This window comes from Bradyrhizobium japonicum USDA 6 (genome assembly GCF_000284375.1).
GTDB lineage: Bacteria > Pseudomonadota > Alphaproteobacteria > Rhizobiales > Xanthobacteraceae > Bradyrhizobium > Bradyrhizobium japonicum.
The window spans coordinates 3756532-3782395 of record NC_017249.1; the positions used below are offsets into that span (position 1 = coordinate 3756532).

Genomic DNA, 25864 nt, shown 5'->3' on the forward strand with positions numbered 1-25864 from the left:
GCGCTCACGATGGAAGCTTTCGGTCTCTTGCTTCATGGCTTCGCCGTCCTGCTGACGTGGAAGACGCTCGTGCTGATGATGGTCGGGCTGGTGCTCGGCATCTTCGTCGGCGTGCTGCCCGGGCTCGGCGGCCCCAACGGCGTTGCGATCCTGCTGCCGCTCACCTTCACGATGGATCCGACCTCGGCGATCGTGATGCTGTCCTGCATCTACTGGGGCGCGCTGTTCGGCGGCGCCATCACCTCGATCCTGTTCAACATCCCCGGCGAGGCCTGGTCGGTCGCGACCACGTTCGACGGTTATCCGATGGCGCAGCAGGGCAGGGCGGCGGAGGCGCTGACCGCGGCGTTCACGTCCTCCTTCATCGGCTCGCTGGTCGCGGTGCTGCTGATCACCTTCCTCGCGCCGATGATCTCGTCCTTTGCGTTGAAGTTCGGTCCCCCCGAGTTCTTCGCTGTTTATCTGTTGACCTTCTGCTCCTTCGTCGGATTGGGGCGCGAGGCCAAGCACAAGACGGTCATCTCGATGTCGCTCGGCCTTCTGCTCGCCGGCGTCGGCATGGATACCGTGTCCGGCCAGCTGCGCATGACCTTCGGCTCGGCCGAGCTCTTGCGCGGCATCAACTTCCTCGTTGCCGTGATCGGCCTGTTCGGCATCAGCGAGATCCTGCTGACGATGGAGGAGCGGCTGGCGCTGCGCGGACACGCGGCGAGCATCTCGCTCCGCGTCGTGCTGAGCGTCTGGAAGGACCTGCCGAAATACTGGGTGACGCTGCTGCGTTCCTCCTTCATCGGCTGCTGGCTCGGCATCACCCCGGGGGGCGCGATCGCGGCTTCCTTCATGGGTTACAACCTCGCAAAACGCTTCGCCAACGATCCCGAGAGCTTTGGCAAGGGCCGCATCGAGGGCGTGTTCGCACCGGAGACGGCGGCGCATGCCTCCGGCACCTCGGCGCTGCTGCCGATGCTGGCGCTCGGCATTCCCGGTTCCGGCACGGCAGCGATCCTGCTCGGCGGGTTGATGGTGTGGGGACTCAATCCGGGTCCGCTGCTGTTCGTGGAGCACAAGGACTTCGTCTGGGGCCTGATCGCCTCAATGTATCTCGGCAATGTCGTCGGCCTCGTGCTGGTGCTGACGACGGTGCCGATCTTCGCCTCGATCCTGCGGGTGCCGTTCGCCGCGGTCGCGCCGATGATCGTGGTGTCCTGCGCGATCGGCGCCTATGCGATCCAGAACGCGATGTTCGACATCTGGCTAATGCTGGGCTTCGGCGTGGTCGGCTACGTTTTCAAGAAGATCGGCATCCCGCTCGCGCCGTTCACCCTGGCGCTCGTGCTCGGCAACCGCGCCGAGGATGCCTTCCGCCTCTCCATGATCGGGTCCGGCGGCAACCTCAAGGTGTTCTGGTCGAACGGCCTCGTCGGCTCGATCACAACCTTGGCGATTGTGCTGTTGTTTTGGCCTGCGATCGACCGCTTGCTGCGCTGCGTCGGATGGCCGCGACAGACGAAGCCTGTCGCTTGAGCCAAGCGGATTGGAAACCCCATTGGGATAGGTGTCGCGTAAGTCCGATAAAGTTCAAAGCCCGTGTCGCCGGGTGCAGTTTTGCTTCCGAATCAATCGCGATGTGGGGAATAGTGCATTCCACGACTATTGCCGCTCGCGAGGGTGTGATATGGCTAACAATTGCAGGTTGTTGTTCTTTGTTGCGTCGGAATTGATCTTCGGCTCATGACGCCGAACGATCTATTGCAATCATTTTTTTAGTTGGAGACGGAAATGAAGAGGTTATGTGGGCTGCCTTTTGTAATCGCCGGGGCAATCATCGCACTTTCGCTCCTGACGAGTCCCGCCAGCGCTCAAGCGAGCCGCACTTGGGTGTCGGGTGTTGGCGATGACGTCAATCCGTGCAGCAGGACGGCGCCTTGCAAGACCTTCGCCGGCGCGATTTCGAAGACAGCGGTGAACGGTGAGATCAATTGTCTTGATCCTGGCGGCTTCGGCGCCGTGACCATCACGAAGTCGATCACCATTGACTGCCACGAGGTGTACGGTTCGATTCTCAACGCCTTAACGAACGGCATCAACGTCGCATTTGATTCCTTCGCGGGAACCGACGTCCGCAAGACGGTGAACCTCCGCAACCTCAACCTGCAGGGATTCGACACCGGCCTTACCGGGATTCGTATCTTTGGTGCGGGGGCCGGGAGCTTCGTCAACATCGAGGACTGCCTGATCAACGGCAATTTCGGCTCGCCCGGCACAGGCATTGCCGATCAGCGGACCAATGGAACGCTGAACGTCGTGAACACCACGATTCGGGATATGGGAGGCAGCGGCTTTACGATTGCAAGCGCGGCTGCGGGCTTGATCAAGGCGACGCTCAGCAACGTCAAGGTGATCAACGCGGCCAGCGGTGTCGGCGTGGGCGCCGGCGCCGCCGTTCACCTCAGCAATTCGGTCGTGTCAAGCAATTCGGTTGCCGGTATTGCCATCTCGGGCGGCGGCATCAACATTGACACCACGACGATTTCGTTCAACACGATCGGCGTCAAGCAAGTCGGCGGATCGGTCAACCTGTCCAATAACGATCTTTCGTTCAACAGCACCGGCGTGTCCGGCACGGTCAGCTCGCATTCGAACAATCGCTTCACGAACAACGGTGCCGGCGGAACGATCACGCCAATCGGTAGCACGACCAATCCGACCGGATTGCAGTAAGAGCGAGAGTCGCATCGGCTCAGCGATGACGTGAAATGCAAAAGCCCCGGCTCGCCGGGGCTTTTGGTATTTGCAATGTTTTCCGTCCCGGCGCGATGCGGGCCGCCGCGTTGAGCCGGCTCGATGAGGACCTGAGCTGCCGCCGTTCAAATCTGGAGAGCGAAGCTGGCGAAAATCTGCTGAGCGCATCTCTGGTCTGGCGCAGTATCTGCGGTGGTCCTCGTGATCTCGGTGACGATGAATCGAAAGCCCGGCGGTGTCGCCGGGCTTTCGTTATTTCGTCGTGACCCACCGACCGGACAGTTCGAGGCGGGAGCCAGGTCGTGCTGCTCTACCATGACGGCGGAGAGCTTTGTCGTGTCGTCGATGCTGCCGGCCGCTATGTCGGCACGCGCTTCGACGGTTTGCGCAAGATTTAATTGTTGCGTAAGCGCGTCAATGCGCGGCCGATGGTGATCACCGCGGCGATCCGGATCCGAAAGGCCGGCCGTCGAGACGCGGCCGTTCTTTCACACCACCTTGGCGCTCCGGAGCGTCGCGATCTCATCTGCGCTGAGGCCGAACTCCTTCAAGATCTCGTCGGTCTGCTCGCCGAATTCCGGCGGCCGCGCCACCATCTTGCTCGGCGTGCGCGACAGCGTGACGGGTTGGCCGACCAGTCGAATGTGGCGGTCCTCGTCGTTCGGTACGTCCTGCGCGATGCCGAGATGTTTGACCTGCGCGTCTTCGAACATCTGGTCGATGGCGTAGATCGGTCCGCAGGGCACGCCGGCGTCGTTGAACTCGCGGACCCAGGTCTCGGTCGACTTCGTCACCGTGCGCTTTTCGATCTCGGCGTTGAGCGCGTCGCGGTTCTTGGAGCGGGCCGGCGCGGTCGCATAATCGGGATGGCTGTAGAGCTCCGGCGCGCCGATCGCCTGCGCGCAACGCTCCCAGATCCGTCCGCCGGTGGTGGCGATGTTGATGTAGCCGTCCGAGGTCTTGAACACGCCGGTCGGGATGCTGGTCGGATGGTTGTTGCCGGCCTGCTTGGCGACTTCCTTCTCCATCAGCCAGCGCGCGGCCTGGAAGTCGAGCATGAAAATCTGCGCCTGCAGCAGCGAGGTCTGCACCCACTGTCCCTTGCCGGAGACCTCGCGCTCGAGCAGCGCGGTGAGGATGCCCATGGCGCAGAACAGGCCGGCCGTGAGGTCGGCGACGGGAATGCCGACCCGCATCGGCCCTTCGCCCGGCGCACCGGTGATCGACATCAGTCCGCCCATGCCCTGGGCGATCTGATCGAAGCCCGGCCGCTTGTGGTAGGGGCCATCCTGGCCGAAGCCGGAGATGCTGCCATAGACGATGCGCGGATTGATCTCGCGCAGGCTCTCATAGTCGATGCCGAGCTTCTTCTTCACGTCGGGACGGAAATTCTCGACCACGACGTCGGCCTTGGCGGCGAGGCGCTTGAACACGGCGAGCCCGCGCTCGTCCTTCAGGTTCAGCGTCATCGCCCGCTTGTTGCGATGCAAGTTCTGGAAATCGGACCCCCGCCGCGGCCCGCCCGGCTGCTCGCCGCCGGAATCCTCGGTCAGCGCGTCGATCTTGACGACATTGGCGCCCCAGTCCGCGAGCTGCCGCACGCAGGTGGGCCCGGACCGGACACGGGTCAGATCGAGCACGGTGAAGCGCGACAGGGCTTCCGAGGCATGCGGAAAGGGCATCGTGAAAGGCTCCGGGTCAGATTGCGGAGTCACCATAGTGCCGAAACATCATGCGGCAAGTCTGCGCGTGCGCGGATGCCGCCTGTCGAAATGCAGTGCTTGGTGCTGCTTGCTGCGTTGCAGGAAGGGATCAGCGCGGCAGGCGCTTCAGCTCGTCGCGTGCCTGCGCGGCGAGCGGGTCATCGCCGTGGCGCGCAATGAAGAGCTCGAACGCCTCCCTGGTTCCCTTCTGACGTGCGGTCTCGTATTCCCGGGTGACCGTCGCCGCAGGGTCCCGGGCCATAGGCATGGAGGGGGCGGGTCCCGCCTTACCGCTTTCATTGCCTTTGTCCTTGCCGCCATCGTCTGCATTGGCTTTCCCGACCATGGCGGGCTGTTCTCCGATGGGCAGACGATCCGGCCCGGCGAACACCGCCATGACCCCGACGAGACCGACTGAAAATAGGCCTGGTTTCATGATTTCCTTTACAGACCATACCCGCCGGCGGGACCTGAATCCCTGCCCTCGGCCCGTGCCCCTACTTGATTTGATGGCTAATACGGCCCTATGAAAGGGGGCCGGAAGCCGCTGCCGAATTTTAACCAAACATATAACTCTCAAGCTAGAATCTCGCGCCTTCGTCCGCGAATCGCGTGATCCGTTGCTCCGGAGAGTCCATTGGCTAATTCTGTTACCGTTGGTGCAACCAACAACGCCGATATTGACGGCTTGCTGTCGGGCTACAAGTGGACCGGCACGATCACCTATAGCTTTCCCGACTCGGCCAGCGACTACTCCAATCCTTATTACGGCGGCAACAGTGAGCCGACATCGTCTGGCTTCGCCGCGGCGCCAAGCGCGATGCAGTCGGCGATCAACTACGCGATCGGACTGATCCTCGGCTACACCAACGCCAGCATCCAGTACGTGGGGACCGACGGCGCGGACATCATGATCGCGCAGTCATCGAAGCCCCCGACCTCCTACGCCTACTATCCGGGCGACTATGCGGCCGGCGGCGACGTCTGGTTCGGGACCCAATACAATTACTCGCTCGCCAAGCTCGGCAATTATTATTTCACGACAGCGATGCATGAGCTCGGCCACGCTCTCGGTCTCAAGCACAGCCAGGAGACGGGCGGTCCCGCCAACATCGCGGTGCCGAGCGCGCATGACGACAGCGAATACACCATCATGAGCTATCGCAGCTATGTCGGCGCCTCGACGACCGCCGGCTACAGCAACGAGGCTTACGGATATCCGCAGACCTACATGGCCAACGATATCCTCGCGCTCCAGACGATGTACGGCGCGAACTATGCGACCCAGGGCGGGAACACCGTCTACTCCTGGAATCCCACCACGGGTCAGGAGTTCATCAACGGTGTCGGGCAACTCGCGCCGGGCGGCGGCGCCGGCAACTCGGCCAACCGCATCTACGAGACGATATGGGACGGCGGCGGCATCGATACCTATGATCTGTCCAACTACACGACGAATCTGAGCATCAATCTCAATCCCGGCGCGACGTCGCTGTTTTCAACCGTGCAACGGGCCAATCTCGGCGACAACCAAAATCTCGGCTACGACCATTACGCCTCAGGCAACGTCTACAACGCCTATCTCTACAACAACGACGCGCGCTCCTACATCGATAATGCCACCGGCGGCTCCGGCAACGATACGATCATCGGCAACGCCATCGCCAACGTGCTGAACGGCGGCGCCGGCAACGATACGATCACTGGCGGCGGCGGCAACGACACCATTATTGGCGGCGCCGGTACCGATATGACGGTGTATTCGGGCAACAGGGCGAATTACGCGATAGCCTACAGTGCGGTCACGCAGACCTTTACCGTGGTTGATCAGCGCTCCGGTTCTCCCGACGGCACCGACACGGTGACCGGCGTCGAATCGTTCCAGTTCGCCGATGGCGTGGTGGCAAGCTCCGTCCTGATGGGGCCTCCCAAGCCCGACCTGTCCGAATTCGTAACTGTCAGCCAGAGCTCCGTACCGGCCGGAGGTAATGTGACGGTCGATGCCTACAACATGAATCTCGGTGACGCAGTGGCAGGGCCGTCCGTCGCGGGCATCTATCTCTCCACCGACGCGACAATCACCACATCGGATACGCTGCTTGCGACGGTGTCGACCTCGATGACCCTCGCGACGGTAAGTCAGCCCGGCTATTACGACCATCAGACGATCATCGTCGCGCTCCCCGGCAATGTGGCGCCTGGCACCTACTACATCGGTGGTATCGGCGACTACAACAACCAGCTCAGCGAGCGCGACGAGACCAACAACACCTACAATGCGGTCCAGATTACCGTGACGGCGCCGGGCCATCCTGACCTGATCGAATATGTAGCCGTGGACAAGACGACCGTTGCCGCCGGGAGCAGCCTGACGATCGATGCCTACAACATGAATATCGGCAACGCCGTGGCAGGCCCCACGACGGCTGCAATCTATATTTCGACCGACGCGACGATCACGACGTCGGACACGCTGCTCACGACGCTGACGACATCGTCGACGCTGGCCACCGTCAGTCTGCCCGGTTACTACGATCAAAAGACGGTCAGTGTGACGCTGCCCGGCAATCTGGCACCCGGCACCTACTACATTGGCGGCATTTCCGATTACAACAATCAGCTGACCGAGAGCAACGAGACCAACAACACCTACAACGCGGTGCAGGTCACGGTGACTGCGCCGCCGCAGCCTGACCTGATCGAATATCTGGTCTCGTCCCAGACCACCGTTGCCGCCGGGAGCGGCCTGACGATCGATGCCTACGACATGAACATCGGCAACGCCGTGGCGGGCCCGACGACGGCTGCAATCTATCTTTCGACCGACGCGACGATCACGACGTCGGACACGCTGCTCACGACGCTGACGACAGGCTCGACGCTGGCCACCGTCAGCCAGCCCGGCTATTACGATCTTCATACGGTCACCTTGACGCTGTCCGGCAATCTGGCGCCTGGCACCTATTACGTCGGCGGCATTTCCGACTACAACAATCAGCTGACCGAGAGCAACGAGACCAACAACACCTACAACGCGTTGCAGATTACCGTGTCTGCCGCGGGCAGCTCGGCGACGTCGCATGCGCCAGCGGCTTCGCCGTCGTCGACGCAGGCAGCGACGAATGGAGACGCTGGCTCGGTCGGCGCTCTGCTTGTCGGGCATACGCATGTTCAGGACAATTTCGCGCTATCGCAGACGGACAACGCGCAAGGCGGCCTCTACTGGGCGGAACATTCCCAACTCGCGCAGCTGGTCTCAGTGCTGGCGGCCAGGACCCAGCAACTGACGGACCTGACGGACGCTCATTTCGTGTTCGACAACGTCTCCGATATGGCGCAGCACCATGTCGGCGATTTTCACCTGATCTGATCGATACGCGGTCGAACTGCAGCTCTGGATTCTCCGGCGTGCGTACACTAGTCTGGCGACCCAGACGGGTGAACGGGTGAGATGAAGACCCTTGATCGGGGCTTCGCCCGATGGTTTTGCGGGGACGGATGCGAGGCTCGGCGCGACGAGGACTTTGGGTATTGCTTGCGTTTGTGCTCGCCGCGCCCGCTCACGCCCAGTCGTTGCGCCAGGGCGTCGCCGCGTTCCAGCGCCAGGATTATGGGACGGCCTCCCGCATCTTCATTCCGCTCGCCGAGCGCGGCAATGCGCGGGCGCAGACCTATCTCGGCTTCCTGTTCGAGACCGGCCGCGGGGTGCCGCAGAACTATACGGAAGCCGCGATGTGGTATCGCCGCGCGGCGGAGCAGGGCGACAGCCGCGCCCAATATTCGCTGGGCCTGCTCTACGACCGCGGCCAGGGCGTGCCGCAGAACATCGTGGAAGCCTCCAAATGGCTGAACCTGTCGACGGCGGCCGCGCCGCCGCCGGCGCGCGAGGCACGGGCCCGGATCCGTGACGCCGTCACCACCAAGATGACGCGCGGGGAGATCGCCCAGGCCCGCCTGCGGGCGCTGGAATGGGCGCCGAGCCGCGAGCACTGACCTTCTGGCGCCTTGCCCTCTGCGACCGCAAATAAAAAAGTCGAAAACAACCCCATGCACAGTAGACGAGGACCGCCGGCGCGGCGCCTCGCGCCTGCGCCAGGATGACGATTTATCCTGACATCATCGGGCTTTAGCCCGGCCAGCCGCCGAGCCAGTTGGTGTACCAGCTTTCGCCCAGCCAACCGACCCAGATTGCGGGGGCGAGGAACAGCCCGAACGGCAGGAAGGCCGTGCCGCGAAGCCGCTCCTTTCTCAGGGCGGCATTGGCGAGATAGGCGGCGATCGCAGCCAGCGCCGCAAGCTCGATCACTGCGACCACGGTCGCGAGATCGAGCCAGGCGCCGCAGACCGCGGCGAGCTTGACGTCGCCGAGCCCGAGCCCGTCGCGGCCGCGCCAGCGCCGATAGAACGCCATCAGGAGCAGGAGCGGCAGCGCCACGGCGGCCGCGCGGGCCACGGGCCAAAGCAGGGCCTCGACGCCGATATCAGGCACGAACGCGCCGGCGCGGAGCAAGGCGAGTGCGAACGCCGCCGCCGTCAGCTCATTCGGAATGAGGTAGTGGCGGGCATCGTTCGCTGCGATCGCGAGCATCAGGGCGGCGAGATAGGCGCCGTACAGGCCCTCCGCGCCCGGTGCCGTGACGAGACTTGCGAAAACACCCAGCATTAGGGCGATGCTGAGCACGAGCGCAGGGCCCGTCCCCTCGGGCACAGCCTGATCCGTCACGCCGCTAAAGCGCGATGAGATTTAAACCAATCGTCATCGCGCTTTGGCTCCTTGGTTTGAGCATGATCTTTTTCGGAAGACCGATTCACACTTTTCCGGATCATGCTTTAGCGCGCCGCCCCGGGCGGACTCACGGTGACGACGGGATTGCTGGTTCCGACCAGGCGGCTGTTCATCTTGCTGCGCATCTCCTCGGCGATGACATGGGCATCGACACCGTCCTTGATCACCGTCGGGCGGATGAACAGGATCAGCTCGGTGCGGTTGCGCGTGTTGGTCTGGTGCGAGAACGCGTCGCCCACGCCGGGAATGGAATCGAGGACCGGAATGCCCTGGCGCTGCCTGTTCTCGGTCTCGCTGATCAGGCCGGCGAGCAGCACGGTCTGGCCGCTGGTCACGGCAATCGAGCTCTTGACGCGGCGCTGCGAGATCGTCGGCGTCAGCGAGTTGGCACTGCCGGCAGCGACGCTCGAGATCTCCTGCTCGATGTCGAGTACGACATTGCCGTTGGCGTTGGCGCGCGGCAGCACGCGCAGGATGATGCCGGTGTTCTTGTAGTCGATGGTGTTGACCACGGTGTTGTTGGCGGTCAGCACGGTCGCCGTGCCGGTCGAGAACGGCACCTGGTCGCCGACCTGCAGGGTCGCCGACTGGTTGTCCAGCACAACCAGAGACGGATTCGACAGCACCTTGACATTGGTGACGCCGTGCAGCGCATCGAGCACGACGCGCGGCGAGTTCTCGGCGCCGATCAGGAAGTTGAAGCCCGGCAATGCGCGGCCGAGCAGGGCGCCGGCTGCGGCGTTGACGGCGTTGCTCGTGCCCTCGATATTGCTGCCGATCGTGCTCGAATTGCTGATGCCCGAGATGGTGTTGGAGATCGAGCCCTGCTTGCTGGCGAGGAAGAACTGTACGCCGTAGTTCAACTGGTCGTTCAGCGTCACCTCGGCGATCGTCGCCTCGATCGCGATCTGGCGCTGCGGCCGGTCGATCTGCCGGATGGTCTGCTCGACGATGCGCTGCGCCTCCTGATTGGCGTAGACGAGCACGGCGTTGTTGGTGACGTCGGCGGTGATCCGCACATTCTGGAGGATGCCATTGATGCCGGGCCTCGCCCCGCCGCCCGAAAGGCTGCCAGAGCCGTTGTCCTGAGTCGACATTGCGGACGCGGCCGGAGCGGACCGGGCGCCGAGCGCCGATCCCGGAGGCGCGGTGACCGGCGTTGCGGCGCCGGCGCCGGCGGTCGGCAGCGCGCTCAGCGACGCCACCGGATTGCCGGATGACGAGGTCGAAATGCCCGCGCCGGGCGCGAGCTGGCTCGATGCGCTGTCGAGTGTCGAGCCGCTCGTCGCGCTCTGGCTGAACAGCATGTCGTTCAGCATCGTCACGACCAGCTTGGAATTGCCGTAGCGCAACGGATAGGATTTCAGGTTCACGCCCTCGGTGTCGGAGCGGTCGAGCCGCGCGATCCAGGTCTGCGCGCGCTTGAGATATTCCGGCTTCTGGCTCACCACGAGGATCGAGTTGAGCCGCGAGATCGGCTGAAACTTGATCACGTTCTGGCTCATGCCGCCTTCGCCCGAATCCATGATCTTCTCGATCTCGGTGATCACGGGTTCGGGCGAGGAGTTGCGGACCGGGAAGATGCCGACGGATTGTCCGCGCATCCAGTCGGCGTCAAAGGACAGAATGGTGTCGACCGCGGTGGCGCGGTCGGCGCCGCTGCCGCTGACGATCAGCGTGTTGCGGGCGCTGTCGGGCCGCATGGTCGAGGCCTTCACGCCGAAGGCATCGAGCAGCTTGAAGATGTTCTGGGCCGAGACGTAGCGCAGCGGCACCACCGTGATGCCCTGGCCCGCCGCGGCGTTGGTCGAGCGATCGACGCCGCCGGGACCGGCTTCCGGCGCCGGCAGCAGGCGATATCCGGTACGGTCGCGCACCAATGCGACGCCCGACATGCGCAGCGCGTTTTCCAGCACGTAGAGCGCGTCCGCCTTGGGTACGGGCCGCACCGAGGCAAGCGTGACGGTCCCCTGCACGCGTGGATCGATCGTATAGCCGACATTGAGCACGTCGCCGAGGATGACCTTAGCGACGGTCGCCACGGGCGCGTTCTCGAAATTGAGGTCGTAGCCGCTGCCGCCGGACTCGTCGCGTTCGGCAAGCGCGCCGCCTTGCGGCGTTGCACCGTCGCTGAGGTAGATTGCCGGCCTCGGCGATTTGGCTTGGGCAATGCCGCCCGCGCCTGCATCCGCAGGTTGTCGCGGCTGGAGATCGAGGGAGCGGATCTTGTCGGCGATGTCCTGGGCGCGCGGATCCTTTGGATCGGCTTCGATCGACTGGTCGGCCGTGACGATGCAGGCGGCAAGCAGGAAAGCGGACGACAACAGAACGATCGTTCCAGTCAACGCTGAGCGGTGGCGCAAAAGCGGCTGGACCACTTCGAACAAAATACGCCCGCCGCTAGCTGATTGGAAATTGCATCCGCCCCCCCTCGGTTCGGATGCGCAAGAATTTGCGCGGCGATTATGTTTTTGCTAACAAATAAGTCAAGGGGCAAAGGGCCTTCCATAACTCGCCGAAGTTGTTGCATTCAGGTAACAAGGTCAACGCTGTGAATGCGATGCGCGACCGCTCCGCGGATAGCTTCCGGCAGCACCTCCTGGAAAAATATTCACTGCCGCTGCGGGCGCACGCCCATGTGGACAAGTCAGCCAATCCCGCGATTACGCGCCCCTTGCGCGAATTGTGGGAGGCCACCGACCTTTCCGCGGCCGATTTCGCCGATGAAGTATCCGACTATTTTGCACTGCCGCGGCTGAGCCTTCCGCAACTGCTCGCGGCTACACCTCGTCTCGACGGCTTTTCGCGCCGTTTCCTGCGTGAATCCACGATCTTTCCCTTCAGTGCGACGAGTGACGTTTTCAGATTGGCTGTTGCCGATCCTTCCGACACCGCTGCCATTCGCGCGGCCGAAATCGTCTTCGGAACGCCGGTCGATGTCGTCGTGGCGTCATATGAGGACATTACGACGGTACTCGATCAGCGCACCGAGGCGGGCGATGCGAAGGCCGAGGACGGCGTGCGCAGCATCGCGCAGCAGTCCGACGACGACATCGAGAGCCTGCGCGATCTCGCCAGCGGTGCGCCGGTGGTGCGCGCGCTCAACGATCTCCTCGAGCGTGCGGTGGAATTGCGCGCCAGCGACATTCATGTCGAGCCGTTCCGCGCCGGGCTCACGGTGCGCATGCGCGTGGATGGCCTGTTGCGCGCGCTGCCGTCGCCGCACGGCATTCCGCCGCAGGCGCTGATCTCGCGCATCAAGATTCTCGCCAGCCTCAACATCGCGGAACGGCGGCTGCCGCAGGACGGCGCCGCGCGCGTGCGCGTCGGGCGCGGCGAGATCGACGTCCGCGTCGCGACCATGCCGACGCAGCATGGCGAGAGCGCCGTCATCCGCCTGCTGCCGCGCGACCGCGGCCTGCTGGAAATGGGCAAGCTCGGCCTTGCCGCGCACGACGAGAGGGCGATGACGCGGCTGCTCGCGATGCCGCACGGCATGATAGTGATCACCGGCCCGACCGGCAGCGGCAAGACCACGACGCTCGCCACCATGCTGTCGATCCTCAACGAACCGACGCGCAAGATCCTGACCATCGAGGATCCCGTCGAATACGAGATCCCCGGCATCAACCAGTCCCAGGTCAAGCCGTCGATCGGACTGACCTTCGCCTCCGCCATGCGCGCCTTCGTGCGCCAGGACCCCGACGTCATCATGGTCGGCGAGGTCCGCGACGCCGAGACCGCTCATATCGCGATCCATGCCGCGCTGACCGGCCATCTCGTGCTGACGACGCTGCACACCGAGACCGCGGCCGCCGCCGTGCCGCGCCTGATCGATCTCGGCATCGAGGGCTTCCTGCTCAAGTCCACGCTGCGCGCGGTGGTCGCGCAGCGCCTGGTACGCATGCTCTGCGACCGCTGCAAGGTGCCGCACACGCTGACCGAGGCCGATCTCGCCAAGGACCCGCGCTTTGCGGTGATCGGATTCAAGTGCGGCGAGGTCGTGCACGAGGCCGGCGGCTGCGAACGCTGCGGCGGCACCGGCTATCGCGGGCGCAACGGCGTGTTCGAGATCCTGGAGATGTCCGACGAGGTGCGCACGCTGATCGGCCCGCAGACCGACTCCCATTCGATCGATGCCGCCGCGATGCGCGGCGGCATGACGACGATGCTGGAGGATGCGGTCGCCAAATGCCGGGCCGGGCTGACGACGGTCCCCGAAGTCTTCCGCGTCACGACGGTGCGCTAGGGCATGCCGAACTATCGCTACCGCGCGCTCAATGCCAACGGCGAGCTGGTCTCCGGCGCCATCGCCGCGCCCGGGCCGGGCGACGTCGCGCAGCAGATCGAGCAGCTCGGTCTGGTGCTGGTCGACAACGTCACGCCGGAAGAGGGCGGCGCGACCGGCGGTGTGCTCAGCCTCTTCAACAGGCCGAAGCCGGAAGACGTCACGATCCTCACCCGCGATCTCGCGCTGCTGCTGCGCGCCGGCGCCCGCATCAATGACGGACTGGAGCTGCTCGCGACCGATCCCGATCTCGGCCGGCTGCGCCCCGTCGTCGCCGACATCCGATCGCGCGTCGTCGCGGGCGAGAGCTTTGCCGAGGCGCTGGCGCGACACGAGGGGCTGTTTCCGCCGATGTATATCGCGCTGGTGCGGGTCGGCGAGGCCTCGGGCTCGCTGGATCAGGTGCTGGAGGTGCTGGCCGGCGAACGCTCGCGCAGCGAGGCATTGCGGCGCCGGTTGTCGGATGCGATCCGCTATCCGCTGTTCGTGCTCGGCGCGGCCGGCTGCGTGCTGCTGTTCTTCCTCACCTTCGTGCTGCCGCAGTTCGCCAGCGTGTTGCAGGATTTCGGCGCCAAGGTCGATCCGATCGTCGGGATCTTCCTCAACATCTCGACCTTTCTGCGCGGCAATTCCGATGCGGTGCTCGCCGGCCTTGCGGCCACCATCGCCGCCATTTGGCTCTTGCTCCGGCAGGAGCGCGTCCGCCGCGGCCTCACCAATGCGATCACACGGCTGCCGGCGATCCGCAACGTGATGCGTGCGTACCGCACGGCGCTGTTCTGCCGCAATCTCGGCCTGCTGCTCGGCAGCGGCGTCAATCTCACCGTCACGCTGCGCATCCTGATTGACATGATGGCGACGACCGGCCCGTCCGCGGTCTGGAGCGACGCCGCCGACCGGGTTCGGCATGGTTCAAAACTCTCCGACGCACTGGCCGAGACGGAGGCGCTGCCGCCGATGGCGGTGCGCATGCTGAGGTTGGGCGACGAGACCGGGCAATTGCCGATGCTGTCGGGCCGGGTCGCCGAATTCTACGAGACCAAGCTGCAGCGAACGCTCGATCGCGCGGTCGGCGTCGCCGGGCCGGCGGCAATCATCGCGATCTCGCTCGTCGTCGGCGGCCTGATCACGTCGGTGATGACGGCGCTGATGTCGGTGAGCCAGATTGTCGGATAAGCAGGTAATGGGAGGGGTTCGAAGTGAGCAAACATCCGTCGTTTAGGCGCGGCCGGCGGCGCGCGCGGCGAGGGGAGGCTGGCTTCACCCTGGTCGAGATGCTGGTGGTCATCACCATCATCGGGATGATCATGGCGCTGGTCGGCCCGCGGGTGCTGAACTATCTCAGCGAGTCCAAGGCGAAGGCCGCAAAGATCCAGATCGAGAGCTTCTCCAGCGCGCTCGATCTCTATTATCTCGATGTCGGCCGCTATCCGACCTCCAATGAGGGCCTTGCGGGACTGACGCGCACCAACAATCAGGCCGGCTGGAACGGGCCGTACCTGCGTGGCGGCGTGGTGCCGAACGATCCCTGGGGCCACGTCTACGTCTATCGCTCGCCGGGCGCGAGCGCGCCCTACGAGATCATCTCGCTCGGATCGGACGGTCAGGAAGGCGGCAGTGGAACGGCAGCCGACATCGCCAGCGGCGCGCGCTGAAGGTCTTCGCGAGGCGCAAGACTTCAACGCACAGGGCTTCAACGCGCAAGGCTTCGCGCTGATCGAGATCCTGTGCGTACTCGCGATCATCGGCCTGCTCGCAGCGATCATCATGCCGGCGATTCCGCGCACGACGACGCGCGCGAGGCTCGAGAGCTACGCGGTCGAGACCGCGGCACTGCTGAAAGCCGATCGCAACGCGGCGCTGCGCCGCCAGGTGAGGGTGGTGACGCAGGTGGACGCGGAGGGGCGCGCGATCCGTTCCGGCGTCACCGGGCGGACCATCCGCCTGCCGGGCGACGTGGTCATGCAGGCGACGCTGGCGTCGCGTTGCGCCGATCGCGCGACGGGGCGGTCGATCGACTTCTTTCCGTCGGGCATGTCGTGCGGCGGGACGATCGCGCTGGCGCGGCCGGGGATGGGTTATGAAGTGCGCGTCAACTGGCTGACCGGAGGTGTCGAGATTGTCCCGCAGAAGCTGCTCTGACGCCGCCGGCTTCACCCTGATCGAGGCGCTGGTCGCGCTCGCGATCATCGCGGTCGTGCTCGGGACGATCGGCTCGGTCATCGCCACGACGGCGAAGGGCACCCGCTCGATCGACCAGCATCTGGTGCTATCAGGCACGGCCGAGCGGCTGCTTGCGGACCTGCCGGCGCGCGGATTGCTGAAGCCCGGCCGACAGAGCGGCGAACTCGCCGGCAGCCACTGGCGCGTTGATATCGCGCCGATGAACGTGGCGGGCGGCAATCCCGCCACCGATCGCTTCGTGCCGATGGCGGTCAATCTGCGCCTCCAGCGCGCCGACGGCAGTGCGATCCAGATCACGACGGTGAAGCTGGTGCCCAGGGGATCGCAATGAAGGGCTTCGCGATGAGGGGGCCGGCGATGAAACGCCTGCGCCGCGCGCTCGCCGATGAGGCCGGCTTTACCCTGCTCGAAGTGCTGCTCGCGACGCTGCTCATGACCGTCATCCTGGCGGCGCTGGCGACGGTGACGGCGCAATGGCTGCCGAACTGGAATCGCGGCATCGCCCGCGTGCAGCGGGCCGAGCGCCTCGCCACCGGACTCGACCGCATCGTCGCCGACCTGTCGGTCGCCGAGCACGTGCCGGTCAACGGCGACGCGAGGGCGCCGCTGTTCGACGGCGCCGAATTGTCGGTGACCTTTTTGCGCACCGCGCTCGGTCCGAGCGCGCGTCCGGGACTCGAATTCATCCGCCTGATCGAGAAGGCCGATGCGCAGGGGCTCGCGCTGGTGCGGGAGCGCGCGCCGTTCCAGCCGATGCCGACCGACGGGCAGATCCGCTTCGTCGACCAAGTCGTGCTGATCCGCGCGCCGTTCCGGGTGAGCTTCTCCTATGCCGGACCGGACGGGCAGTGGCAGCCGATCTGGCGGGGCCAGCCGCAACTGCCGGACCGCATCCGCATCACCGTGCGCGACGGCGCCACCGGGCAGGTGCTGGCGGTCTCGGCTGCGGTGGTTCCGCACATCACGGCGGCGGCGGAATGTGCGCGGGCCAAGAATCCGGCGACTTGCGTGGCGTCGCAGAACCGGCCGCAACAGGCGCAGAAGGAGGAGCAACAGCTATGAGCGGCGCGAGGCATCACGGCGGCGCGCTTCGCGATGACCGCGGCTTCATCGTCGTCGTGGTGCTCTGGATGCTGGCGGCGCTGGCCGCGCTCGCGCTGATCTACCTGACCTATGTCACCAATACCGCGGTCACGGTCGCGGTCAACGCAGACCGGCTGCAGACTGACGCGCTGGTGAACGCCGGCCTCGAGCTCGCAGCCTACCGGCTGACGGCGCAGAACGAGGCCACGCGTCCGACCAGCGGCACCTTCAACGCCCGTGTCGGGGCCGGCCGGGTGAGCGTCACGTTCCGCTCGGAGGCGGCACGCATCGACCTCAACATGGCGCCGAAGCCGATCCTCGCGGGCCTGATGACGGCGCTGGGTGTTTCCGCGGACAATGCGCCCGTCTATGCCGACCGTATCGTCGCCTGGCGGTCGTCGACGGAGCCCGGCCAGGACAATCCGGAGGATTCCTACTACCGCACGCTGGGCGCCTCCTATCTGCCGCGCCATGCGCCGTTTCCGCACAGCGACGAGCTCTGGCTCGTGCGCGGCATCCCGCCCGCCGTGGTCGAGCGTGTGCTGCCCTTCGTCACCGTGTTCAGCAACATGCGGACGGTGAACGTGCTCGACGCCGCGCCGCAGGTGGTGGCGGCGCTGCCGGGCATGACGCCGCAGACGCTGCAACAGGTCTTGCGCGACCGCACCGATCCCAACATCGACCCGCGCTCCCTGGTTGGGCTCGCCGGTGGCGGCGCTGCGACAATCGAGGGCGCGAAGGCGTACCGGCTCACAGTGGCCGTGGAGGCGCCTTCGCACCGGCAGAGCTCGGCCGAGATCGTCATCCTCCTTCTCGAAAGCGGCGATGAGCCGTATCGTGTATTGTCGTGGCACAACGACTTCGACGGCTCCGCCGGAAAGCCTCTGTGAGATGAGTTCGCTCAGTTCCCTTCGCGCGATTGCCGATGCCTGGACCGGCGCCGTGGCCGGTACCATCGTCGCCGCCCTGGAACGGATGGTGTCGCCGCGCGTGGTGCGGCTGGTCGAGGGCGAGACCGGCGCGTTCGCGCTGGAGGCTGCGAAGTCGGAGAACATCCTGAAGGAGATCGCGTTCGAGGACGGCAAGTTCGCCAGTCCCGATCTGGCGCAGATCGTCCGCGGCAGCCGCGTCGAAATCGTGCTGCGGCCGTCGCGCTTCCTGTTCCGACCGCTGGAGCTGCCGGCCCGCGCCGCGGATTTCCTCGACGGTATCGTGCGGGCACAGATCGACCGACTGACGCCGTGGAGCGCGAGCGAGGCCGTGTTCGGTTGCAGCCGGCCATCGCCGCATGGCAGCGAGAGCATCACCACCGAGATCGCAGCCGCGCCGCGCCGGCTGGCGATGGGTTATGTCGAGGCGTTATCGGGCTTCCACCCGTCCGCGATCGCGATCGCGACGGAGGCGCCCGCGGGAGCGCGCATCAAGGTGTTCGAGCAGAGGTCGCGCGGCGCGGTCGATCCTGCGCGGCTGAGCCGGACGCTGCAGGCGGTGCTGGCTTTCGCCGCAATCGCCGCGGTCGTCGGATCGGTCGCCGCAAGCTATCTCGCCGACAGCCTCGGCGCGCAGGAAGCCGAGCTCGACCGGCAGATCACCCAGCGCCGCGCGGCGCTCCGCTCGGGCGGGGACGGTGGCGAGCGCTCGCCGCTGGCGCTGCTGGAGCGGCGCAAATACGAGACGCCGGCGAGCGTGATCGTGCTGGAATCGCTCAGCCGCATCCTGCCGGACCACACGTTTGTCACCGAGCTGCATCTGGCCGGCAACAAGCTTCAGATCGGTGGCATCACGCGTGATGCGCCCTCGCTTATTCCCTTGATCGAGCAGTCCCAGCATTTCACCCGCGCGACCTTCTATGCCCCGACCACGCGTGCCCCGTCCGATCCCGGCGAGCGCTTCCACATCGAGGCGCAGATCGAACCGAGGAACGCGCCATGAGCAGCGCAGGAATCGCGAGCGGAAATGCGGTTACACGTGCGCTCGCCGGCTCGCCGCTGATCGCGGTCACGCTCTATCTCGCGGTAACAGGCGGGCTCTTGCTGATGGCGGGCCTGTCGATCGCCGATGTCATCGCCCACCGTCAGGCCCTGGCGCAGACCTCCGACCTGCTCGACCAGCTGCGTGGCCGCAAGGGCGGCGCCAAGAACGCCGCGGCAGCAATGGCCGAGCATCCCGGCACGCCGTTCCTGGAAGGGCCGACCGTGACGGTCGCCGGCGCCAATCTGCTGCAGCGGGTCGCGGCAGCGGTCGGCAATGTCGGCGGCTCGGTGCAGTCCTCGCAGGTCGACGTATCAGGCGCGCAGGCCAAGGACGGATTCGTCGGCCTCGTCGTGAGCTGCGAGCTGGACCAGCCCGCGCTCCAGAAGGTGCTGTACGATCTCGAAGCCGGCATGCCGTTCCTGTTCGTCGATCAGCTCGACGTCCAGGTGCCCCAGACCACCGCGCTGAACGAGGCCGGCACCGGCCGCGTCAGGGTGATTTTGGGAGTTTCCGGCCAGTGGCAGGCGGGAAAGTAGGATCAGCTCACCAGCTGTACTTGAACACGCCCTTGCCGGAATAGCTGGTGACGTTGCCGGAGAACTCGCCGTCGAAGGTGCCGGCGATCGAGAAGCCACTCAACCATTTCATCTCGGCGCTGGCGCTGAGGAGCGCGGAGTCGGCGTCGACCCTGGCGCCGTTCACGACAAAGCTGGTGCCGAGCAGGGTCTGGAACAGCGCGGTGACGGCACGGCTCGGATTGTAGTCGTGCGCCCAGGCGGCGCGGCCGCGCAGCGTCAGTACGCCGTTCTGCATCGCATAGGCCTTGTCGGTGCGCAGGCCGAGCTCGGAGCGGGTGTCGGTGAGGGACTGCGAGGCGTAGTTCAGCGCGAACAGGCCGCCGCCATTGAGACTGACTTCGGAGTAGTTGGGCAGGTTGAAGTTCGTCACCTGCGCCGCCGCATAGGGCGTGATGCCGACCAGCGGCGTCGCGAAGCGATAGCCGCCCTCGAAGCGAGCCGAGAACGTGTCGGCCTTGAAGCGGCCCTGCAGCTGGTCGAAGCCGCCGGGCGCCACGGTGCGGTTGGTGGTGACGTCGTGCCAGCCATAGGCGAGCGCGGCCGAGACGTAGGCAGGTCCGAAATTGTGGCGGCCATAGACGCCGGCCTGGAACATATCGGCCGAGCCCGAGCCCATCGCATTCGCAACCGAGTAGTTCAGCCCGCCGCCGCCGAGCGCGAAGCCGACCAGCGTGTCCACCGAGACCCTGTAGTCGGCGCCGGCAGCGCCGCCCCAGACCCGTGCGGTCAGGTCTTGCGAGCCGACCTGCGCATTGCCGCCGACATCGGCCGAGCCGCCATAGCCGGCGGCCCAGACGCTCCAGCGGCTGCTCGGCTGCGGCGAGAGCAGCGGCGCCTTGGTCGCCATCGCGTAAGCCTCGCGCTCGCGCGCATTGGCCGGACGCATCTTCGCGTAGGCCGTCATGTCATCGCTCTCGGCGAATTGCGCGACGCTGCCCGCCTTGGCAAAGCCGCCCGAGCGTCCGATGACGGTCGGATCGAGCATCAAATTGAGGAACTGGCCGTCGGCGTTGATCGCGGACTGGATGATGCCGGTGCCGAGCTCGCCCGAGGCGGTCGTCAGCCCTGCCGGCGACAGCGCGGCGAAGGCGGCGGGAATGCCGCCGGTCGCGTTGAAGAAGTTGGTCAGCGTGTTCGCGACGTTCTGCTGGTTGACGTTGAGCCCGCCCGCCTGCGCGAAATCGACGTTGACGTTGAGGAACACGTTGCTGGTGTCGTAGCTCAGCTTCGCGTTGATCGTCGGCATGTTGGAGACGACGGTCGGGTTGAAGGTGGTGTTGGTGAGGCTGCCGGCCGCGGTCAGGATCGTGTACTGCTTCTTGACCGTCCCCGAGGTGAAGTTCGCGCGCACCGTCGCGCCGCCGAGATCGGTCGCGCCCGTGACCTGGGTAAGGCTGGCATTGCCGGTGGAGACCTGCACCAGATAGGTCGAGGCCGCCGTGAAGATCAGCGAGCCGTTGATCGTCAGCGGGCCGAACGGGTTCGCCGCGCTGCCCGGCGCAAGCGTGCCGCCGTTGACCTGGACGCCGGCCACCGTGCCGCTGCCGGCGAGCGTGCCGCCGGTGTTGACCGTGATCGGGCTGTTCAGGATCGAGCCGTCCACCACCAGCGTGCCGCCATTCACGGTGGTGGCGCCGGTATAGGTGTTGTTGCCGGACAGCGTCTGCGCGCCTCCGGCGACGGTCAGGCCGCCACCGAAGCCGGCATCGTCGATGACGCCCGAGAAATTGCCGATGCCGTTGCTGATCGTCAGCGTGTTGGCGCCGAGATTGACATTGCCTGAGCCCGCCAGCGATTTGATCGAGGTGCCGCCGTTGAGCAGGCCCGAGATGTCGAAGATGCCGTTGGCGATGACGTTGCTGGAGGTCGCGATGCTGCCATTGAGCCCGCCGAAATCGATCAGATCGAGCTCGCCGCCGGCTGCAATGTTCGTGATGCCGGTATAGGTGTTGGTGCCGAACAGCTGCTGCGTCGCGCCGTTCGCGATCGCGAGATTGCCACCGGTGCCGCCGCCGATGCCGCCGTCCTGGATCACGCCGCCGAAGAAGGTGCCGCTCGTGATCGTCAGCGTCTTCGATCCCAGCGAGACGACGCCGGCGGTGCTGGCGGAGAAGAGGCCGGCGACCGAAGCGCCTGACGTGGTCTGGGAAATATCGAGCGTTGCGCCTCCGCCCGCGAGGGCGACATAGAGCGAGTTCGCAATCGATCCGCTGCCCTTCAGCGCGAGCGTTGCGCCCCCGTCGATCTGAGTGACGTTGCTGTAGGTGTTCACGCCGCTGATCGTCTGGACGCCGCCGCCGACCTCGAGGCCGCCGGTGCCTTGAATGACGCCCGCGAATTCCGTCGAACCGTTGGTGACGAACAGTCCCTTGCTGCCGAGATTCACGAGGCCGCTGGAATTGCCGGCGAGCGTCGTGATGGCGGCAAACGAGGGGATGATGGCGGAAATGTCGAGCGTCGCGTTGACGGTGACGAGGCTGGAGCCGGAGATGATGCCGAAGCCCGACAGTGCCAGCGTTCCGGCCGAGACGGTCGTCGCGCCGGTGTAGCTGTTGCCGCCGGTCAGCGTCAGCGTGCCGGTGCCGACCTTGGTCAGGCCGCCGCCGTTGCCGGAGATCACGCCGTCGACCTGGGTCGAGGCGTTGTTGCCGCCCGTGGTCAGCGTCTTGGCGCCGAGCACGTAGCTGCCGGCGCCTTCGATCGAGCCCGCGGTCATGCCGGCGCTGGTGAGGCCCGAGATGTCGACGATGCCGCCGGCATTGGTGATGAAGCGGGCGTTGCCGCCGGTCGCCGTGCCGGTGAAGCTCGTGGTGGCAAAATTCTCGGTGGTGATGGTGGCGCTGCCGGCGGAGGCGGAGCCGGCGAAGCTCAGCGAGCCGCTGTTGGAGATCGTCGACGTGCCCGCGGTGGCCGAGGTGTTGAACGAGAGGAAGCCGGTGGCGGCATTGGTGATGTTGGCGTTGTTGGCCGAGCTCGCGTCGTTGAAGTTCATCACGATGTTGTTCGTGATCGTCGCAGTGCCGGCGTTGCTGCTGCCGTTGAACTCGACATCGCCGTTGTTGGTGATGTTGGCCGAGCCCGCGGTGCTGGTGTCGTTGAAGATCATCGCGCCGGCAGAGACGTTGTACGTCACGACGTTGCTGCCACCGCTCGCGCTGCTCGAATTCGTGAACGCCATGCTGGAGCTGACGTTGAACGTCTGGACGTTGGTCGAATTGTTCGAGATGCCGGCGCCGTTCACCACGAAAATGTCGTTGGTGGTGACGGTATAGGCTTGCGCATTGGGTGCGGCGGTGAACACCACGGAGCCGATGTTGACGACACCGTTGCTGTCGACCGTGTTCGAGCCGGAGTTGGTGAAGGTGGCAGTGCCGTCCGGTACGTCCGGATTCGACGTCCAATTCGTGCCGTCCGTCCATTCGGTGGTGGCGCCGGCCCAGGTGCCATCGACGGCATGCGCGGCGACCACCCCGAGCGCGGTGGTGGCGAGCAGGGTCGCCAGCGAGTGCCGAAGGAGGGACCCCAGCGCGTATCCGGTCCCCTTGCGCCCCATCGTCGGTCCAGCCATCGGTATTCCCAAATAGGCAAACGAAATCATCAAAAATATGCAGCTCGAGCGTGTGGTGGAGCCGTGCGCCTGCCCCATAGTCTCATGGCGTCGCAGCGGCGGGCAATGAATGGAGGTCTATTTGCGCCGCGTTCTTGCCCGTTCCGAGTGCAATTTCAACGAGCGTGGCCGTTGGGCAACATTTTCACGCGTTGCAATATGCGAGGCAGGAAGCTCATGGATTGCAGTCCGGCTTGGGATCAAAACGGTGCCGGTTGATGGCGAGGCGCATCGGAACTAGTCTGGTGGGCGAGGCTTGCCGCGTGCTGGCGTGACAACCATTCGCAAGGGAATTTCGATGTCCGGGGGGCTGAGACCGACGGGATTGGCGATGCTGTGCGCGGCCGCCGCGTCATGCTGGGTCTCGAGCATGATCCTGGGTGTTGCCGAGACCGCGGCTGCCACCTCGTCGCGCATGGACATCCTGTCCGACGATGCCCCGCCCAGCGCGGCCGAAAGCGTCGATGTCGGCGCCATGCGGCCGATCGCGCGGCCGTCGCAGGCGGCGAGCAAGCCGATCCCGCGCGGCAATCCGCTGTGGTCGGTGCCGCTCTCGGCGCTGACCGTGACCCAGGAGCGCCCGATCTTCTCGGCGATGCGCCGGCCGCCGCCGCGCGCGGTGGCCGCGTCTCCGGTCGAGGAGGTGAACGTGCCGGCGCCGCCCAGGCCGGTCGAGGGACCGCCGCCTCTGCTGCTGGTCGGGGCCGTGGTGGGCGAGGGCGACGCCATCGCGATCTTCGTGAACCGCGCCGATCAGAAGGTCGTGCGCCTGCGCCAGGGCGAATCGCTCGGCGGCTGGTCGCTAGCCGAGGTTCAGCCGCGCGAGGTGACGCTCAAGCAGGGCGATCGCAGCGAGGTCCTGGCGCTGCAGCGGCCGGATCCAGCGGCCTCTCCCCGGACCCCACCTCCGACCCCGACCGATTCCGCGAGCGTTGAGGGTAAGCTGGTCACGCCGACCACGGGCGATGCGTCGTTCGCCCCTTTCGTGCCCCGTTCGACGCCAAAGAACGGCGAGTCGGACGGGCTCTGAGCGCTGCCGTCTGGATCCGGTGCCGCCTCGCAAGCCGGCTCAGTACCGCGGCCGATGCCATTGCCTCAGCAATTGAACCACCTTAAGACCCGCGCGATGCCCAATCCGATGGCATCAGGCGGTCGCGCTTGCGCGCGTGGGGCCAATCGCTTGCCGGGAAGGATGCGGCTCCGACACGCAAATTGACGCGCCCGGCGAGGCCGGCGGTTCGGGCGGACCCGGGGGGTGCTATCGACATTCCGGGTGCTGGCTGCTAGCCCGGTTTCGCGATACCTAGAGGGGAACTCTGATCGGCGAGGTCGCAAAGGCGTGATGGGGTGAAGGCCGGGTGGCTGGCATGGCGTTGAAAAAAAGACCGCCCGATCTGCTGGGTAACTCGGCGTGGAATGCGATGGCCTTCCTTGTGGCCGTGGTGCTGAACCTGGCGATCCTGCCTTTCGTGATCGCTCGTCTCGGTCTCGCTGCATTCGGTGTCGCGGGTCTTGTGACCGCATGCATTGCGCCTGGGCTCGTGTTCAGCAACGCGCTTGGACTGTCGACGGCTCGCGAGCTCGCGCAGCGGCTGGAGCCATCCGACCGCGAGGATGCGCGGCGCCTGTTCGCGACGGCGATCACGGTCGCGGCCGGAGCGGGCGGCCTTATCACCATTTTCTTTTGGGTTGCCGGAGCTCCACTGGCGCGTCTTGGCTTTCATCTGGCAGGTCCAGCGGCCGACGATCTTGGACTGGCCTTCACACTGGCTAGCGCCGGTTGGTTGTGCCAATGCCTATCCGCGGTCTTCGTGTCGTTATTCACCGCGCGGCAAGACTATCGCCGGATCGCATCGATCGGCATTGGCAGCACGGTGACCTCGACCCTTTCGATGCTGCTGTTCATTCCGGCCGCGCCATACGCCTCGACTTTCCTTGGCTGCCAGGCGCTCGGCTTCGCGGCCGGCCTGCTGATGGCGCTGGTCTGGTCCCGCGGCATAAGGCAATGGCTGGCACTGCCGGCGTTGCATCGCGAGGCGCTCGGCAAACTGGTTCGGATGGGCGGCTGGCAAGTTGCCGCACAAGGGGGGGCACTACTTGCGGGGCAGGCCGATCGATATCTGCTTGGCGCGCTCCTGCAACCTCAATTCGTCGGTTTCTATGGCGTGGCGCAGCGCCTCCAGGAGGCAACCTATATCGGCATCCTCAAGGTCGGTGAGATCCTGTTTCCGTTCTTCAGCACGCTGCAAAAGGAGAGCGAGGATCGCAAGGTCGACCTGCTGTTCCGATCGTCGTGGATATTGAACGTCCTTGCCGCAAGCGCCCTGGGTGCATTGATCCCCGTGGCCGGTCCACTGCTGCATGTCTGGACCGGTGCCGAGGTCGCGGCTGAGGCTGCGCGGGTGCTCGTCGTCATGTCGATTGCCGGCATCCTCGGATCGAGCGCGAACGTGTTCGGCTTCTATCTGCTGGCGCAGGGACGGTCGCGCTCCAATGCGCTCATCGCGTTGATCACGGGCGTCGTCACCGTCGTCACCAGCGCGATCGTCTTGCCAAGCTTCGGATGGCAGGCTGCAGGCTGGAGCGCCTGCGCCGGCATGATCGCGCAGATGGCGACCATCGTCATGCTGTTGCGCCGTAGTTTTGACCTCCCCGGCATTTGGCCGCGCGTCATCCATTGTGTGTTGATGCCGCTCGGCATCGGGATCGCGACGGCCCTGGCGCTGCGCTACGGTCTCGACCGCGCACCATTCCAGCTTGCCCCGTCCTGGTGGTCCGTGGGAGTCGCCGCGTCGCTAACGGCTGCGATCATCTTCGTCGTCGAAGTTGCCGCGTCGCAGCTGGGACCCTATCGAAGCGCCTGCTGGCAAGACTTGCGGGCAATTCTCAGTCGCTTCGTACCCCTGAAGGCCATCTAGG

20 protein-coding genes are annotated in these 25864 nt (G+C 65.5%); 15 read left to right on the forward strand and 5 right to left on the reverse strand.

From position 1 onward, the window contains the following. Positions 1 to 9: 9 nt before the first annotated feature. Together BJ6T_RS17580 and BJ6T_RS17585 are read left to right on the forward strand one after the other, a co-directional pair. On the forward strand, positions 10 to 1524 hold the full coding sequence (locus tag BJ6T_RS17580; RefSeq protein WP_014493798.1) for a tripartite tricarboxylate transporter permease: 1515 nt from the start codon (positions 10 to 12) through the stop codon (positions 1522 to 1524). Positions 1525 to 1779: 255 nt separating this feature from the next. Next, entirely contained in the window at positions 1780 to 2721 is a 942-nt protein-coding gene (locus BJ6T_RS17585) for a hypothetical protein (protein ID WP_043900211.1), read from the forward strand. Between the two features lie 509 nt (positions 2722 to 3230). On the opposite strand, the gene BJ6T_RS17595 is transcribed toward BJ6T_RS17585, so the two are convergent. Further along, positions 3231 to 4424 carry a CaiB/BaiF CoA transferase family protein gene (locus BJ6T_RS17595; RefSeq protein ID WP_028170538.1) on the reverse strand — a complete coding sequence of 398 codons (1194 nt, stop codon included), beginning with the start codon at positions 4422 to 4424 and terminating at the stop codon, positions 3231 to 3233. A gap of 130 nt (positions 4425 to 4554) precedes the next feature. Beyond that, on the reverse strand, positions 4555 to 4881 hold the full coding sequence (locus BJ6T_RS17600) for a hypothetical protein (protein ID WP_028170539.1): 327 nt from the start codon (positions 4879 to 4881) through the stop codon (positions 4555 to 4557). 201 nt (positions 4882 to 5082) lie between these two features. On the opposite strand from BJ6T_RS17600, the gene BJ6T_RS43660 reads away from it, so the two are divergent. Both BJ6T_RS43660 and BJ6T_RS17610 read left to right on the forward strand, forming a co-directional pair. After that, positions 5083 to 7815: a CARDB domain-containing protein gene (locus tag BJ6T_RS43660; protein ID WP_014493802.1), complete on the forward strand. Its 2733-nt coding sequence runs from the start codon at positions 5083 to 5085 to the stop codon at positions 7813 to 7815. Positions 7816 to 7976: 161 nt separating this feature from the next. Continuing rightward, a complete protein-coding gene (locus BJ6T_RS17610) occupies positions 7977 to 8438 on the forward strand; it encodes a tetratricopeptide repeat protein (RefSeq protein ID WP_014493803.1) in 462 nt (153 codons plus the stop codon). Positions 8439 to 8571: 133 nt separating this feature from the next. Here the strand turns inward: BJ6T_RS17610 and BJ6T_RS17615 are convergent, their stop codons facing one another. Both BJ6T_RS17615 and gspD read right to left on the reverse strand, forming a co-directional pair. Further along, positions 8572 to 9108 carry a prepilin peptidase gene (locus BJ6T_RS17615; protein ID WP_202556875.1) on the reverse strand — a complete coding sequence of 179 codons (537 nt, stop codon included), beginning with the start codon at positions 9106 to 9108 and terminating at the stop codon, positions 8572 to 8574. A 167-nt stretch (positions 9109 to 9275) separates the two neighbouring features. After that, a complete protein-coding gene (gspD, locus tag BJ6T_RS17620; protein ID WP_014493805.1) occupies positions 9276 to 11555 on the reverse strand; it encodes a type II secretion system secretin GspD in 2280 nt (759 codons plus the stop codon). A 236-nt stretch (positions 11556 to 11791) separates the two neighbouring features. On the opposite strand from gspD, the gene BJ6T_RS17625 reads away from it, so the two are divergent. From BJ6T_RS17625 to gspM, 9 genes are read left to right on the forward strand one after another with little or no spacing between them, the layout of a single operon-like run. After that, positions 11792 to 13480 carry a GspE/PulE family protein gene (locus BJ6T_RS17625; RefSeq protein WP_202556874.1) on the forward strand — a complete coding sequence of 563 codons (1689 nt, stop codon included), beginning with the start codon at positions 11792 to 11794 and terminating at the stop codon, positions 13478 to 13480. Positions 13481 to 13483: 3 nt separating this feature from the next. Further along, entirely contained in the window at positions 13484 to 14695 is a 1212-nt protein-coding gene (locus tag BJ6T_RS17630) for a type II secretion system F family protein (protein ID WP_014493807.1), read from the forward strand. 23 nt (positions 14696 to 14718) lie between these two features. Continuing rightward, a complete protein-coding gene (gspG, locus tag BJ6T_RS17635; protein WP_014493808.1) occupies positions 14719 to 15174 on the forward strand; it encodes a type II secretion system major pseudopilin GspG in 456 nt (151 codons plus the stop codon). Continuing rightward, entirely contained in the window at positions 15137 to 15661 is a 525-nt protein-coding gene (locus tag BJ6T_RS17640; protein WP_014493809.1) for a prepilin-type N-terminal cleavage/methylation domain-containing protein, read from the forward strand. Before gspG ends, BJ6T_RS17640 begins: the two co-directional genes overlap by 38 nt. Next, positions 15630 to 16034 (forward strand): type IV pilus modification PilV family protein, encoded by a 405-nt coding sequence (locus tag BJ6T_RS17645; protein WP_240537981.1) that lies wholly within the window; start codon positions 15630 to 15632, stop codon positions 16032 to 16034. Before BJ6T_RS17640 ends, BJ6T_RS17645 begins: the two co-directional genes overlap by 32 nt. After that, positions 16031 to 16765, forward strand: a complete 735-nt coding sequence (locus BJ6T_RS17650; RefSeq protein ID WP_014493811.1) for a hypothetical protein — start codon at positions 16031 to 16033, stop codon at positions 16763 to 16765. The genes BJ6T_RS17645 and BJ6T_RS17650 overlap by 4 nt, the downstream gene beginning before the upstream one ends. Continuing rightward, a complete protein-coding gene (locus BJ6T_RS17655) occupies positions 16762 to 17676 on the forward strand; it encodes a type II secretion system minor pseudopilin (protein ID WP_014493812.1) in 915 nt (304 codons plus the stop codon). The genes BJ6T_RS17650 and BJ6T_RS17655 overlap by 4 nt, the downstream gene beginning before the upstream one ends. Position 17677: 1 nt before the next feature. Further along, positions 17678 to 18718, forward strand: coding sequence for a PilN domain-containing protein (locus BJ6T_RS17660; protein WP_014493813.1), 1041 nt, complete (start codon positions 17678 to 17680; stop codon positions 18716 to 18718). Continuing rightward, positions 18715 to 19296, forward strand: a complete 582-nt coding sequence (gene gspM / locus BJ6T_RS17665) for a type II secretion system protein GspM (protein ID WP_014493814.1) — start codon at positions 18715 to 18717, stop codon at positions 19294 to 19296. Before BJ6T_RS17660 ends, gspM begins: the two co-directional genes overlap by 4 nt. 7 nt (positions 19297 to 19303) lie before the next feature. On the opposite strand, the gene BJ6T_RS17670 is transcribed toward gspM, so the two are convergent. After that, positions 19304 to 22906, reverse strand: a complete 3603-nt coding sequence (locus BJ6T_RS17670) for an autotransporter outer membrane beta-barrel domain-containing protein (RefSeq protein WP_280663808.1) — start codon at positions 22904 to 22906, stop codon at positions 19304 to 19306. Between the two features lie 337 nt (positions 22907 to 23243). Here BJ6T_RS17670 and BJ6T_RS17675 point away from each other — a divergent pair, with 337 nt between their 5' ends. Both BJ6T_RS17675 and BJ6T_RS17680 read left to right on the forward strand, forming a co-directional pair. Next, complete coding sequence (locus BJ6T_RS17675) at positions 23244 to 23975, forward strand: hypothetical protein (RefSeq protein WP_028170543.1); 732 nt, start codon at positions 23244 to 23246, stop codon at positions 23973 to 23975. Between the two features lie 391 nt (positions 23976 to 24366). Continuing rightward, on the forward strand, positions 24367 to 25863 hold the full coding sequence (locus tag BJ6T_RS17680; protein ID WP_225894864.1) for a lipopolysaccharide biosynthesis protein: 1497 nt from the start codon (positions 24367 to 24369) through the stop codon (positions 25861 to 25863). Position 25864: the final 1 nt, after the last annotated feature.